Below are 14,513 nucleotides of genomic sequence, written 5' to 3'. Positions count from 1 at the left end.
ATTTTAGCACTGTGATTTATGATGTGGCTAGTATGAAAAAAACGGGGGTTACCCCCCGAAATTATCCAGGGAGACCTCAATCATAAGGTCAAACTTTAAGTTACGGGTTATTCACATAGTAACAACCCCTTTTGTGGTAAGTTGGGGGGGAGGCGTGACGAAAATTAGGATTCTAGTGATCGTTTCTATATTGATCCAAAGCTGCGTTCAAATTATCAATCCAGTGTTGTCTATTTTTAAATTCTGATTGGATTGCTTGGCGTTGAGTCGATGTTAGATCAGGATGCCAAATTGAGAATATAAGTACAATTCGGTCACGGTCGCTGCCATTATGTGCCATATGCAAATAGGAGTCATCGAAGATGGTGAGTTGATGCTGTTGCCATGAAACACGCTCGCCATTGACGTCTAGGTAACAGTCATGGGGAATATCTATGGCTAAATGCACTGTTAAGCTGTGGTTCGAAAGGCCGTAATGTGGAGTGATGGTTTGGCCTTTGGCTAATTTAGAGTAAAACACTTCGTATGGAGATGCTGTTAAGCCATAACAAGGTACTTTCTCTAAGGCTTTTTTAAGTATAGGAAAGTGCTTTGACACTGAAACGTTTTCCACTCCCTCTTTAAAAAGGGACAACGCTTGCCAGTTGTTACTGTTTGCGAGCATTGGAAATGCGCTTTCATACTCTTTACCCGACAAATAAGGCGTAAGGTGTGAAGATGCGGTATTAAACGTAGTGTGAAATTCTTTGATGATGTCGGGGATCGTAGCGTTAAAGCTTTCATACCATGCAAATTGTTCCGCAGGCCAGATAGGGTGAGCACTTAGATTCGCAACGTAAAAAAGGTGTGGTGCTTGGGTTGTTTCGAAGGGTTTACTACTATATTGCACCCAGCGACCGGACTCAATGCTTGGTGCTGTACCAAGGTTCTTTTCCATACACTGCCAAGCTTTTTGGAATCGCTCAAGTGTTTGAGGGGCGGTGCTATTGGCGAGTTGAAGGCGCTTAAAGCTACCTGTGAGTGCTTCACATAGGGTGTAACATACGAGTGCTGTACTGTCTTCTCCCTTCTTCTCTAATAAATGTCCAAGGTAGAGATACACTAAGTAGTTTTTAGGTGCCAGAGTAAGGCAGTGAAAGTAGGCCTTTTCACTTTCAGGTAACGCGCCAATTTGCTCTAAAATTACAGCAACCCGATAGCTTAGTTCAGCACTTTGAGGATAACTATCGATTAGCTTCGATAATAGTAATGGCCAACTATTTTGTGGCTCGCATTCGAGAATTGGCTGTAAAAGTGAGTCTATATTTAGTGGTTGTGTCTCTTCGTTTGTCATTAAAGTGGTTTCTCTTTCTATTTATTTAGAACGCCAATATCGAGTGGCAAAGTCATTCGATAGCTATTACCGGTAGGGTTAAATGGCTGTGTTCCATGCCAAAAATAAGAGGGGAAGATCACGATTTGCCCTCGTTGAGGTTTTACGGTTTTGAATGGTGGAAAATCGTAGGGTGGTGCCAGTGGTGGCCGCCCAAACTCAATGACACCATTGTTGCTATCGTCATTTGGCGTGTTGATATATAGAACTACACTAATCCAACCTGCGGGGTGAATATGGCTTACGTGGAAACCTTGCTCCGTCAGTTTGACAGACCATGAGCCTGTAATACATTTCTCTTTGCGTAAATGAGCTAAAAAGGGATGTTCTGGATCTAAATCTAACTTATTAAGGCATTTATCTATATCTCGCAGCAGTTGAACTCGAGCTTTGGAGATGATTTCGATATCTCTATTAAGCAAGCCTCCTGAAATTTGTGAGCCATTAACTAAGGTCTGTTCACTTGGAGCTTGTTTGCCTTGATGAAGTGTTAGTAAGCATGACTCCAACGCTTTAAGAAAGTCTTCAGTGTCTTGATAGCCGCTCGGAGCACCTAAGGTTGTGGTCAGAATAAAATCAGGGTTGCATAGAGCGTGGTGCTTTTTTTTATCGGTAGCTTGATATACTGCGCTTAGCCAAGCTAAAGCAAGTTGTGAGTTGGGCTGTGCTTGCAACACTTTTTCGAGCAGGGATTGTGCGGTACTGAACTTTCCAAGCTGGATTGCAAATTTTGCTTGCTCACATATCCTGTCGTAATTAACGACTATCTTATTGGCATTATCGAAATGCTCAAAGGCTGCATTTAGCTCATTGTTTGTGGCCGCTAGACGTCCTCTTAACGCGAGTAATGTTGCTGAAGTATCTGCGTAACCCGACGCCTGTATACATTCCTCACATAACCTGTACTGATTGGTATTCCAGTACAGTTCAGCTAGGCACTCTATGAGTTCTAGGCGGTTATTTGCTGACTCCATCACGGTTAGTAAACTGGTAGCAAAAAGCTGATGCTGCCCACTTTGCCAATAAAGCTCGTTAATTGCTTTATGTATGATTGGATTGTATGGGGCTTGCTTCAATGCCAGATTGTAGGCTTGTTGTGCTTGTTCAAATTGACCATTAGCAAAAAAGCAGTCACCGAGGTTGTAAAGCGGTTCATAGTGCTCAGGTGCTTTTTGATGTACAAATTTAAAGCATTGAATTGCTTGGTCAAATTTAGCCTGTAACTTATAGCAAAGGCCTAAATTGTGTATTGCCCGAAAGACAACCGGAGAGTGTTGGGGAACTTGTTGATAGTAACTGATCGCCTCACTAAGGTTTCCTCTTGTTTTTTCAACGTCCCCGAGTATTTTGGTGAGTTGTCCAGAATCATCTAGAGATTGTCCTTTGAGTGCCCATTGACTTGCCATGTCGAGCCGGTTTTGTTCAAGATACAGCAGCGACAAGTTTTTAAGTAAATCTAGATTTTTGGGCTCAGCTTCATACAGCGCAAGGTAATGGGCTTCTGCTTGGTGTAAATCACCCGATAGCCAGTAACATTTGGCTAGATGAGTTAAGATTTCAGTTTTAAGTGGGGCGAGTTTCGCGGCATCACTTAATGAAGTTATTGCGCTTTGCCACTCGGCTAGTGATTTATAGCAAATTCCCAAAAGGTAATGCAGATCGGGGTGAGGCGAGTCAATAAAAGGCTGTAGCTTAGTTAACGCTTGTTGATATTGTTTTTGTTGGATCAATTTAAAAGCATCTTGAACTGCAATAGTAATTTCGGGCGCTTGCTTCATATTATTTTTTCTTAAACGGACAATTTGACTGAGCTGCATACTTTTTATTTTAGCCAAACTCGACTTAGTTGCGAGTAGGGTGTTGTTATTTTTAAGTTTTGTTGGTTTTGATCAATTTTTTAGTAAACGCGATGAAAAACTTAGTAACTTACTGTAGATTAAGGGACTTATACAGCAACAACAGAAAAGGGAGCCGAAGCTCCCTAGTCTTTCAGTATCAACTGATTAGAACGTGTACACAGCACTCACGAAGTAACGTGGGCCAATTACGTCATACAACTCTGGGAATGTATTTGCTTGTTGCTGAGCATCACCTAGAGCTGTTGGTTCGGTGTCTAGCGCATTTTTAACACCGAATGTTGCTTGTACATGGTCTGTGAAGTGATAGCTTGCGCTAAGATCAAGGTACCATACAGCTTTAGATGTAGGCACAATTTCGTTTTCGCCAGTGTCATCATCAACTTCGCTCATATATCGCACTAGTGCTGACACGCTTAAGTCACCTGAAGTCCAAGTGAAGCGGTTATTACTCTGAAACTCTGGTCGAGGGGTAAGACATGTGTTACCGAATTTACCTTCACAGTAATTAGTTTCTGTAAAGCCAACACTTGCTGTTTTAAAGTACTCATCAAGAATGGTGTTCTTTGAATTAATACTCAATGTTGATCCATTCTCGCCGATACCAAAGTCAAGCTCAGTCCTCCAATTGAAGTTAACGTCATAACCCTTAGTACCTAGTTCAGCTATGTTAGCATTGAGTGCCGTCACAAGGTCTACGTTGCCATCAGGACGACGAGTAATCGCTTGACAGAACTCAGAGCTTGGATCTTTAAGCTGGTTGTAACAAATATCTAGAATATTGTTTACGCCACCACCTAGTACATCGATTGCATCATCAATTTGAATATCGAAGTAATCGATAGTCACATCAAAGTTTTCTGTAGGTGTAATAACAAGACCTAGCGTGACCGTTTCCGATGTTTCTTCCTTCAGCTCTGGGTTTCCGCCAAAGCTCCCCTCGATTTGCGCGTTTGCTTGCTCGAATACACCGACTTGAGAAGATGCAACACCGTGAGCTTCACAAAGTGATCTATCTGTTTTTCCTTCTACGAAACCATCAACGCTACATGGATCGGTTGCGCTTGGGAAGCCATTTGCTGCGCCTTGGAATAGTTCTGAGATGTTAGGCGCACGTACAGATTCTTGATAACCTGCGCGGAACGAAACGTATTCATTCACTTTCCAGTTTAGCGTTGTTGCAAATGAAGAGACGTTACCAATGTTTGAATAGTCAGAAAGACGCCCTGCAAACCATAGTGTAATGTCTTCAGCAAATGCCGCATCTGTCACTAATGGAATGTCGATTTCTGTGAAGATTTCATCAACACTATAGCTACCAACGGTTGGCTCACCAGCGTTAAAGCCCAAAACATCACCAGATGCTAAGAATTCATCAGGACGGAAGCTCGAATCATCAAAGCGGCTTTCGTAGCCAATTACGAAACCTACCGGCAAATCAGCAGATGGCACGGTAAATGGTAATTCACCAGCAAAATCGACGTGGAAGATCTCTTGCTTGATATTTGTTACGTTAGATGCACCAACGTTGATAAAATCAATCGCCGCTTGCGAAATATTACCTTCACCGAATATGTTCAATGGTGCACAACCGCCAGATGTATCTTGACATGCGCTACCGTCATCAGTAACTAAGATAGCTTGTCTGAAGCGTGTTTCAGAAACGTCATTATTAAGTAGATTAGAGCGGTCTAGTTCAGAACGACTGTAGTATGCGTTGTAAGCCCAATCACCAATAAAACCATCAACACCTACTAACACTCGCATAGCGTTACGTGTATCAATCGATTGGCGTGGACCATTTTCAACCATACGGCGACCAATAAACGGTAAAACATAATTTCCGTCTGCATTAAGTGCACTGATCATATTGCCTGTAGGCTCACCGTCCGCGTCAAGTTCTGGTACCAGCGCATTCATTGCGGCTTGAACATCAGCACCAAAGAATGGACTATTGGGGTTGACTTCTAGGCTGCCCACAAATGCAGGAGTTGGAGCTAGCTGCGACGGCACTTCGTTGCGGATGAAAGATAACTCACTATATAAGCGAGTATCGTCATTGATATAGTAGTGAGCAAAAGAGTTAAGCGTTAGACGCTCTTGTGGTAGTTGCAGGTAGTTATCAGGGGCATAGTTAAATGCATCGGCTGATGTATACGGTAAGCCTTCACCATTAGGACCAAAGCGGCCTAGAGTTGTACCGTTAGGAAGTGTAGGACCTGAGAATACTCGGGTACCAGGAATACCTGATGAGCCACCAGGCACTAAACCTGTATCGCCTTCCGTGAGTGTTACGTTAGTAAAGTCTCTATCACCCTGAAAGATTGACTCACGTTTGGCGTAACCAATATAAACAGTAGCATTACCTTTACCGTCGGCAAAGTTTCCACCTAAGGTAAGGTCAGTGTTGAACTTTTCGCCATCGCCCTCTTCTGTGATGTCGTATAACGCAGAAATTTCTGCACCTTCAAAGTCATCTTTCAAACGGAAGTTTACAACACCAGCCAGAGCATCAGAACCGTATACCGCACCTGCACCACCAGTAATGATGTCTACGCCTTCAATAAGAGACGCAGGGATAGTGTTTAAGTCGACAACACCTGTTTGTGTTGCTGGGACCCAGCGACGACCATTAACAAGAACAAGAGTACGCTCATCGTTTAAACCGCGTAAGTCAACACGAGCAGTACCATCACCCGGGTTATTTGAGCTTGGGCCAAAAGAAGGAACTGTCAATGGTAGCTCGGCAAGCTTTTGCTCAACGTTTAAGTTACCCGACATGGCAAATTCAGAACCGTCTAGTTCGATAACTGGTGTTTTAGCAGTTAAAGCAACACGTTGAATACGAGAACCTGTAATAGAAATTCTTTCGACTTCTTCATTAGCACCATCAGCTGCTTCTTCGGCTGATGCTTGGATGCTTAAACTTCCGCCGATTAGGCACGCAGAAGTGATAAGCATACTTAACTTAGAACGCTTGAATTGTTTCATGATATCCCCTGATAGGTTTGTTTTAGATACCCTCGGCAAGTTTAATAACTCATCACAAAGGCTTATTAGTATCACGACGAAGTTATGACGGAAGCTTGGAATATGCCAGTTGAGATACGTAAGGCGATGGGAATCAGTGACGACAGGCGAGAAAAAAAAGATCAAATTTAATTTGCAGATTACATAGTGACAATCTATAACAATAATATGTTAACTATTGTGAAATAGGATACAAAGTATTAGTATCCTTGTTAACCTGTTGATGTGTTTAAGGTGATGAATGAAAAGAGTGACGATCTCTATTCCTAGCTATTTGTCTGAGCTTGGCGTCGAAATAAGTACAAAATTAAAAGAAGTCGCAGTTTGTTCCCAGTTTGTATATTATCAAAATATTGTTGATGTTTTAGAAACTATTAAAGTGGGTGAAATCGACTGTTTGTTAATTGATATTTCACATGATATTGACCTGAGACAGCAAGAATTAATCACAAGAAATTTTGACTCTGTGCCAACTATTAAAATAACGACAGATGTTAAATTAAATGCTTCTACAACAATGAGTGTTGATGGTAAAGATACAGAAGGTGCTCTGATCACCAATATTCTTCAGCTGGTATTCTCGCATTCTAAAGAAGCTTCATCAGAGTATGTCCCGAATCAAAGATTGATTGTAAAAGACTCGGGGCACATTCATGTGATAAAAGTGGAAGACTTAGCCTGGGTTGGTGGTGCGGGAAACTATGTCGAACTTCATATGATCAATCGGCAGCGCTCAATCTTGCATAGGGACACGATGTCAGCAATGGAAAAAAGTCTTAAAACCTTTGGCTTTTCTAGGATCCATAAGTCTTCACTCGTTAATTTGAATGCTATCAGTGAACTGAAGACAAGAGATAATGGAGATTACGACGTTATTCTAGAAAACGGAGATTCACTCCACCTATCAAGACGTTATAAACAAAACTTGTCTTCTCTTTTACAGCCAACATAAGCTGACTATAGTGTCAGCTCACTCCTTTGGCAAAATTCACGAACTCGCTGAAGATAGAGTCTTTAATTAGTCTGTCAGGTGTGAAGGCGTAATAGTTTTGATACGTACTTTCGATAGTGCCAATGAGGCAGACATCATAGTGCCGTTGTAATTCTGATTTTATCGAAAGTGGGGCAGGAAAAATGCCAAATCCCTGCTGACCTAATGCTTTCATCAAGGCACTGTCATCCACATGACCTGCGACTTTGATTTCTATATTTTGCTCTTGCAGCCAAAATTGAATCGAGTTTGTTACTGGGCTGTGTTTCGCGGGAAGAATGATTGGTTGTGCTTGTAATGACTTTGGGTAGTTTGCCCTAAGTTCTTCACAACTAGAAATTGAACCATAAAAGCCAATCAGGCTCTTTCCTATTTCGTGACAAAATACTTTAAATGGCAGATTACTATCAAGTGGTTTGTCCGCTAGTACGATATCGAGTTTATGCATCGCCATCTGAGCCAATAATTCAGACTGCTGACCATCAATACAGTGCAAGTTGGCAACTTGCTCATTTTCTATCAAAGGCGCAAGCCATTTTGATACTAACGATTTTGGAATGGCATCTGAGATACCTACTTTTAATGTGCGATGTATGGCTGTTGCACCATCTTGTGTTGTTTCTAACCATTCTTTGGCAATCGAAAACATATCGTCCGCATATTGCTTTGTTAAAATGCCGAAGTCAGTCAACCTGAGTCCTCTGCCTTCTCTTATAAATAAAGGTTTCCCTAGCCGATCTTCTAAGCTTGATAGCTGCGCGCTGATGGTTTGAGGCGTCAAATGAAGGACTTTACTTGCACCTGCGATGCTGCCTTCATTGCTTACTTGCCAAAAATAGTAAAGGTGATTGAAGTTTATGTTCATATTGTTCGTAAAAATCTTGCTTTTAGTTAGATATAATCAGCTTTTATCTTTTCTTGAACATTAGTAGATTTGATCTCATGGCGCAAGTAAAAGTTGAGAGAATGTCCCGGATAGCGTAAGCGTTTTTAATTCGAGTCATTCTAAGTTTTCAGCAAAGTTATATGTGATGCGATTGTCTGAGGTAATGATGAAATTGAACCTTGTTGATGTAAATGAGCCGATAGCGGTGTCAAGTAAAGTGGCTTTTGCTAAAACAATAAATGAAGCGTTGTGCGGCTATGCAAACAATATTCGAAAAATAAATGTACGAATTGAAAAACAGGTGGACAAGCAGATTGGCAAGTTTACCTTATGCCAAGTTGAGCTTTTATTACCCGGATTACCAACATTAAAGGTCAAGGCAAAAGGTAAAACTTTGTTGCAGGCATTAAATCGGGCATTAAGCAACTGCAAGCAAATCTTAAAACAGAATTATTTTAAACTCGGTTAGTTTTCAGTACCGAGTGATTCCATTCCCAAGCACTTGCAGCGGCAAGGAAGCCGCGCAATTTTTCTTAAAGATCCTCGATAAATTACCGATATGTAGGTCAAAGGAAATCATATTGGCCAAAGAAAATGAACGTGAACTTTTTAATTCACTCACCAGCTAAATCAACCACGAGTAAGATGGAGCAGAAAACCAAGGTTGAAGAAGCGACAGAATCTAAACCACTCAGACTATCAGAAAAAGATATGTCTAAGTTATCTGGAGAAGAGGTGAGAGAGGAGCAAGAAGAAGCAGCACTACCACTTCACATTCAAAAAATGGTTGAAAAGCTAGAAGAGCTCAGAGAGAAAATAAAGGAAGAGCAAAAATTACTCGAAGAGCTAAAAGCAAATGACGCTTATTCAGATGAAATGAAAGCGGAGCTAGTTACACAAAAGCTTGAATATATTTTACGTATGCAGAATCAAGTTATTGAATTAACCCAAAATATCCAAAAAGCTTTAAAAGAAGCTGGGATAACTGATCCAGGGATCTTGCTTAAAGCGTTAGCTTAAAAACCCAACCAACAATATTTTACCTTGTGCCATATTTGGACGTTGGCAACATAAATCTATGCGCATGTTTGCGGCGGACTTATACAAGCGTTTTAACTTAGGAAAAGGCTTAGTGACCAACTGTAGGGTTTTTACTCTAAGGCTCCTTCTGGTTATGCCGTCTAGAAATGCATAAGACGTAGAGTTTAGTGCTGAGTGGCAGGCGCTTAACATGTCGTCTGTTATCTGATGTTGATGAATCGCTTCAAACCCAGCTTGATCAGTTAAATTCCCTGTGGATGCGGCAAGCACACAGACAGAGTACACATCAAATATTCCGATTGCGCGAACTTTCTGGCTGCTCGGATCTTCGTATGCGACCATGACGCACGGAAGGTTATCGGGATCATATTCCATTTGATGCACCTGATAGAGTCTCAGCTCTGTATCAATATGTTTGTTCATTAATTTTTCAAGTTGGCCAACTTGAGGCAAGGGCACGCCTTTATGTAGCGTATGAATTTCTCTCGTTTTGCTGCTTTCTTCTGCGGATTTGACCAGCGGCATGATTTTGTTATGAAGGTCGTCGTCAGCAAACGGCTTTGACAGTACAAACGCGGCACCATAGTCAAGGGCGAGCTTAATTTGCTCACGATCGTCGACAGTCGTTACCATCGCCATGGTGACATCAAGCTGTTTTTGTTTGATTGCTTTGACGAGAGCGAGTCCTGAAATATCGGGCATATGCCAGTCGGTCAATACAATATCTGGATGCCAAGAACCAATAATCTTTAGTGCTTCTTTTGCACTTTGTGCCTTCTTTATCAACAGCTTACGATATCTAAAACGTACTAAACCGCGACGAATAATCTCAAGTGTTGCCGCACTGTCATCCACGAGCAATATCTTCACACATTACCACTTTATTGAAAAATATAGATTTATTATAGGCATGATTTTTAACCAATACTAAAATGAAAGTAAGAAAATAATGAGTGCGTAATATGTTTCTAGGCAAACTACCAGTCGATGTATTTATCTATATGGCGGTGAATATCGGGCTACTGATATTAGTTTTTTGGTTTTATATTTTGTTGTTAATCCTTCGAGAATTTAGATTGTTTGCAAAGGCTGCTGGTGGAGCTGGGACATCCAGCGCAGAGCAACAGTATCTGCTTCAGCATTGTCGCGATGCAATTAACAAGTCAATGAAGTTTGTCGAAGATAACCAACACACCATTCAAGAATTGGCTAACTTACAAGTTCACTTAGAACAGCAATTAGCTGAGGTTAAACGCTCAACACAGGATCATATTTCGCCAGAAGAGCAAACTCGCATGGATGATTTAAACAGTAAGTTGCTTAAATCGCATCGGCTAATAAAAAAACTTCGAGGAGATTTGTCGAAAAGTTTAGAGCGACTTAAGCAAACGAGAAGAAAGCTATATGACCAATATGAGTCTACAGAGGAACTACAAAAAGAAAATGACACATTAAAGCAGCAACTAGAAGCCTCTAAGTCTGTGGGAGGTACATCCGAGCAAGAGCTAGAGCAACTGGTCGCAACCTTTGAAAAAGAGCGCCAAGATATGTCTCAAACTATCAATGAATACAAAAGACAAATTGCCGAACAAAGCCAGGCGCTGCAACAGCTAATGGTTCAAGAACAAGAGGTTGAAGATGGTCCAAAGTTGCAAGCTATTCAAAAAGAGTTGGAGCAAACCCGAGATGCACTTGAGCACTTGTCCAAAGAGAAGAAGTTTATAGAAAGCCGATATTTGGAGGTCGTCAAGAATCAAACCAAATAGTTAACAAAGTGTTTTATTTCTCGTGACATTAGTCTTGAGTTTGTGTAAGGTTTAGGCACTTACATTACCTGTTTTGCTTTTTATCTTTTGAGATTTTCTTCACTTGAAAAGTGACGAAAAAGATACATTCACTCGATTTCAAACTCTATCAAGTGACGTAAGCGCTAGTTGAGTGAATGGCTGTGAAAAGCACTTGTAAAGTGCATCTTTCTCAATAACAAAGGCAGTTGTAAAAAGGATTATTTCATGGCCTATATTCCAGATACGAGTGCTCAAGACTCGGTGGTTGAAAGACCTAAAAAAAATAAAGTATTTATAGCGGTAGCAAGTATTCTCATAGTTATTACTATTTTGTTTTTTGCACCAATTGTCGGGCAGTGGATAAGTGGTCAAACAGCTGTTTCAAGCGATAAAATTCATATCTCGGCAGTTAAACAAGGTGACTTTGTTCGCGATATTTCTGTTCAGGGAAAAGTCGTCGCAGCACGGCGTCCGACAATATATAGCCCTGCTCAAGGGACTGTGACCTATTTGGTCGAGTCGGGAGATAGCGTGATTGAAGGTCAAACCCTTGCCGTAATAGATAGTCCTGAATTAAAAAGCGAGTTTGCACAGCATCAAGCTAAGCTAAATCAGTTAGATACTGAACTTCAGCGACAAATCATTCAAGCTAAAAAACAGGACTTAGCACAGGAAAACTATTTAGGTAAGGCTACCGTTGTATTGAATGCTGCTAAGCGTGAAATGCGTCGCTCTGAAGACGGTTTAAAAACTCAAGTTGTCAGCGATATTGATTATCAAAAAGCCAAAGATGACTTGGAAAATGCGCTGCGGGAATATCGCTTAGCAATTAAAGAAGTTGAATTGCAAAAAGAAAGTCAGAAGTTTGAGATTCGGACCAAAGAGCTTGAACTTGAGGCACAAAAAGTCAAAGTAGCAGAGCTTGAAAGGCAAGTCGATGCACTTAAAGTTGTCTCACCAGTAGGGGGACTCGTTGGTAATTTAGTAGTCGAGCAAAAAAACTCAGTGGCTAAAAATCAGCCACTATTAAGCGTGGTCGATCTCTCCAAATACGAGATAGAGGTACAAATACCTGAGAGCTATTCAGATGATTTAGCTTTAGGAATGTTAGCCGAGGTGAACCTCAATGGTGACGTTTATAGTGGCGAAATCGTTGCAATTTCGCCTGAAATTGAAAATGGCCGTGTTGCCGGAAAAATCCGATTTAGAGACGACACAATTCAGGGACTAAGGCAAAACCAAAGGTTAACTAGTCGAATTGTACTCGAACAAAAAGAAAATATTGCCTACCTACCACATGGTCAATACTTGGAAACATACAATGGACAGTTTGCTTATGTAGTAAAGGAAGGCACGGCTGTCAAAACGCCAATAAAGATTGGATTGAGAAGTATTGGACAAGTAGAAGTACTATCAGGGCTTAATATCGGCGATCAGGTTATCACCTCTGACGCGCGGATCTTTAAAGATGCCCCCAGTGTGAAAATAATTCAATAAAGGAGCTGTAACATGCTATCCATGCGTCACCTATCAAAAGCTTATTATACAGACACAATAAAAACTCAAGCTTTGCAGCCATTTGACTTACGTATTGAGCAAGGCGAGTTTGTTTCTGTGGTGGGGCCGTCTGGCTCTGGAAAAACAACGTTTCTAAATATTACAGGCCTGTTGGAAGATTTTTGCGACGGTAGCTACGAATTGGATGGCTTCAATGTTGAAAAGCTAAGTGATAAGGCTAAGTCAAAGCTACGTAACGAAAAAGTGGGATTTATATTTCAAAGCTTTCATTTAATTCCTGAGCTAAACCTATACGATAATGTTGATATGCCACTTCGCTATCGCAAATTATCTTCAAAAGAGCGCCATGAAAGGATCATGGATGCGTTGAATAAAGTTGGCCTTGCATCACGCAAAGATCATTATCCATCACAGCTATCTGGTGGTCAACAACAACGAGTGGCGATTGCTCGTGCAATAGCCGGTAAGCCTTCATTTTTGCTTGCAGACGAGCCGACGGGTAACTTAGATAGCAAAATGGCAGATAGTATTATGGAGTTGCTCATGGATATTAACGCGCAAGGAACGAGTATCGTGATGGTAACGCATGATACGCAACAAGCAGAGAAAGCACATCGCATTATTGAAATTCGTGATGGCGTGATAATTGAGCGAAAACATTGTAACAAAGCGATTGCTTAAGGATAAGTTATGCTTAGCTACTATCTTAAATTAGCGCTTATTTCATTGCGGAAAACGCCATTTTTGTCATTTTTAATGGTTGCCACAATAGCTGTAGGTATTGGTGCTGCTATGACGACTTACACAGTGAGTTATCTGCTACAAAAAGATCCGATCCCAACAAAAAGTGACCGCTTGTTCAATGTTCGATTGAATAGCTATGGTCCAGACAAGCCGTTCAATATTTCCCAAGGGAAAGAAGTTCCACCTTTTATTCTTACCTACCAAGATGCAATAAATCTACAAAATGCGAAACAGGGCGTTAATCAAACGCCTCTTGGTAGTTTTAAAATAATGACTCGCACCACAGAGCAGTCAATTACTGAAGCAAAAATGACCCCAATCCGAAGTGCATACCGTGACATGTTCAACATGTTTGAGGTGCCGTTTAAGTTTGGTGGTGCATGGGATGAAATTGCCGATCAGGATGGGCTACAAGTTGCGGTGATCAGTAGCGAGCTGAATGATAAGTTATTTGGTGGAGAAAACTCCGTCGGTAAGTCATTGCTCTTAGGGGATTTACAGTACCGAGTGGTTGGTGTTACCGACGATTGGTATCCCATCCCCAAGTTTTTTGATTACAGAACTCGTGCTTTCAACAAACCTAGAGATGTTATTGTCCCATTCCAAGCGCAAATCAATAACGGGCTATGGACTGGCTCCGACGTGTCTTATCAGTGCTGGAAAGAACCCGAGGATGACTCATTTTCGGCGATTTTAGCGTCTGAATGCGTATGGGTTTCATATTGGGTTGAACTAAACTCTGCGGCGGAGCGCAATAATTACATGGACTTTTTGATTAGTTACTCAATGGAACAAAGAGAGTATGGTCGCTTTTTACGAGAGCCTTTACATCAATTATTTAATGTAAAGGAGCAATTAATTGAAAGAAAAATTATTAAAGATGATGGCAATGTAGCAGTGTGGCTTGCATTCGCATTTCTTGTGGTTTGTCTGCTTAACTGTATGGCTATGATGGTCGCAAAATTTCATGGTAAAGCTGGTGAAGTTGGGCTTCGTAGAGCGGTTGGAGCTTCTAAACAAGACATTATCACTCAGTTTACTGTTGAGACCTGTATTATTGGGCTCTTGGGAGGGATACTTGGGCTATTACTTGCGCAAATTGGCTTGAGTGTCACAGCGCAATTATACAGCCATCTTTATGCTGAGATGCTTGAGATGACCGCAGGTATAGTCATCATGACGATTGTATTGGCTGTGGTGAGTGCTGTAACTTTTGGTTTGCTACCGACTTTACATGCGGCAAAAGTACAACCATCTAGTCAGCTGAAAAGCCTGTAGGAGCATGACC

The 14,513-nt window shown here is 41.2% G+C and carries 12 protein-coding genes; 7 read left to right on the top strand and 5 right to left on the bottom strand.

Features of this window, described 5'->3' with window-relative positions; translation table 11 throughout:
• Positions 1-172: 172 nt before the first annotated feature.
• The 3 genes from A587_RS0118525 to A587_RS0118515 all read right to left on the bottom strand — a co-directional run bounded on the left by A587_RS0118525 (position 173) and on the right by A587_RS0118515 (position 6,219).
• On the bottom strand, positions 173-1,333 hold the full coding sequence (locus A587_RS0118525) for an aspartyl/asparaginyl beta-hydroxylase domain-containing protein (RefSeq protein ID WP_017218798.1): 1,161 nt from the start codon (positions 1,331-1,333) through the stop codon (positions 173-175).
• 17 nt (positions 1,334-1,350) lie between these two features.
• Positions 1,351-3,150 carry a 2OG-Fe(II) oxygenase family protein gene (locus A587_RS0118520; protein ID WP_017218797.1) on the bottom strand — a complete coding sequence of 600 codons (1,800 nt, stop codon included), beginning with the start codon at positions 3,148-3,150 and terminating at the stop codon, positions 1,351-1,353.
• 225 nt (positions 3,151-3,375) lie between these two features.
• Complete coding sequence (locus A587_RS0118515) at positions 3,376-6,219, bottom strand: TonB-dependent receptor plug domain-containing protein (protein WP_017218796.1); 2,844 nt, start codon at positions 6,217-6,219, stop codon at positions 3,376-3,378.
• 280 nt (positions 6,220-6,499) lie between these two features.
• Between A587_RS0118515 and A587_RS0118510 the strand changes: the two genes are divergently transcribed.
• Complete coding sequence (locus A587_RS0118510; protein ID WP_017218795.1) at positions 6,500-7,210, top strand: LytR/AlgR family response regulator transcription factor; 711 nt, start codon at positions 6,500-6,502, stop codon at positions 7,208-7,210.
• 13 nt (positions 7,211-7,223) lie between these two features.
• Here A587_RS0118510 and nhaR read toward each other — a convergent pair whose 3' ends face one another.
• The gene (gene nhaR, locus A587_RS0118505) at positions 7,224-8,114 is read right to left on the bottom strand and encodes a transcriptional activator NhaR (protein ID WP_017218794.1); all 891 of its coding nucleotides are present in this window, start codon (positions 8,112-8,114) and stop codon (positions 7,224-7,226) included.
• Positions 8,115-8,352: 238 nt separating this feature from the next.
• Here nhaR and A587_RS0118500 point away from each other — a divergent pair, with 238 nt between their 5' ends.
• Together A587_RS0118500 and A587_RS0118495 are read left to right on the top strand one after the other, a co-directional pair.
• Complete coding sequence (locus A587_RS0118500; protein WP_232288093.1) at positions 8,353-8,604, top strand: hypothetical protein; 252 nt, start codon at positions 8,353-8,355, stop codon at positions 8,602-8,604.
• A 125-nt stretch (positions 8,605-8,729) separates the two neighbouring features.
• Positions 8,730-9,155 carry a hypothetical protein gene (locus tag A587_RS0118495; RefSeq protein WP_017218792.1) on the top strand — a complete coding sequence of 142 codons (426 nt, stop codon included), beginning with the start codon at positions 8,730-8,732 and terminating at the stop codon, positions 9,153-9,155.
• On the opposite strand, the gene A587_RS0118490 is transcribed toward A587_RS0118495, so the two are convergent.
• Positions 9,147-10,046, bottom strand: coding sequence for a response regulator (locus A587_RS0118490; protein WP_017218791.1), 900 nt, complete (start codon positions 10,044-10,046; stop codon positions 9,147-9,149). The genes A587_RS0118495 and A587_RS0118490 overlap by 9 nt on opposite strands.
• A gap of 92 nt (positions 10,047-10,138) precedes the next feature.
• Between A587_RS0118490 and A587_RS0118485 the strand changes: the two genes are divergently transcribed.
• From A587_RS0118485 to A587_RS0118470, 4 genes are all read left to right on the top strand, one after another.
• On the top strand, positions 10,139-10,942 hold the full coding sequence (locus tag A587_RS0118485; RefSeq protein WP_017218790.1) for a hypothetical protein: 804 nt from the start codon (positions 10,139-10,141) through the stop codon (positions 10,940-10,942).
• 246 nt (positions 10,943-11,188) lie between these two features.
• On the top strand, positions 11,189-12,460 hold the full coding sequence (locus A587_RS0118480) for an efflux RND transporter periplasmic adaptor subunit (RefSeq protein ID WP_017218789.1): 1,272 nt from the start codon (positions 11,189-11,191) through the stop codon (positions 12,458-12,460).
• Between the two features lie 12 nt (positions 12,461-12,472).
• On the top strand, positions 12,473-13,162 hold the full coding sequence (locus A587_RS0118475; RefSeq protein WP_017218788.1) for an ABC transporter ATP-binding protein: 690 nt from the start codon (positions 12,473-12,475) through the stop codon (positions 13,160-13,162).
• A 9-nt stretch (positions 13,163-13,171) separates the two neighbouring features.
• Positions 13,172-14,503, top strand: coding sequence for an ABC transporter permease (locus A587_RS0118470; protein WP_017218787.1), 1,332 nt, complete (start codon positions 13,172-13,174; stop codon positions 14,501-14,503).
• The last annotated feature ends 10 nt before the right edge of the window (positions 14,504-14,513 follow it).

The organism is Pseudoalteromonas sp. NJ631 (genome assembly GCF_000276645.1).
Lineage (GTDB): Bacteria > Pseudomonadota > Gammaproteobacteria > Enterobacterales > Alteromonadaceae > Pseudoalteromonas > Pseudoalteromonas piscicida.
Note: the sequence above shows the minus strand (reverse complement) of the source record. Positions and strands in the feature narration are given on the sequence as shown.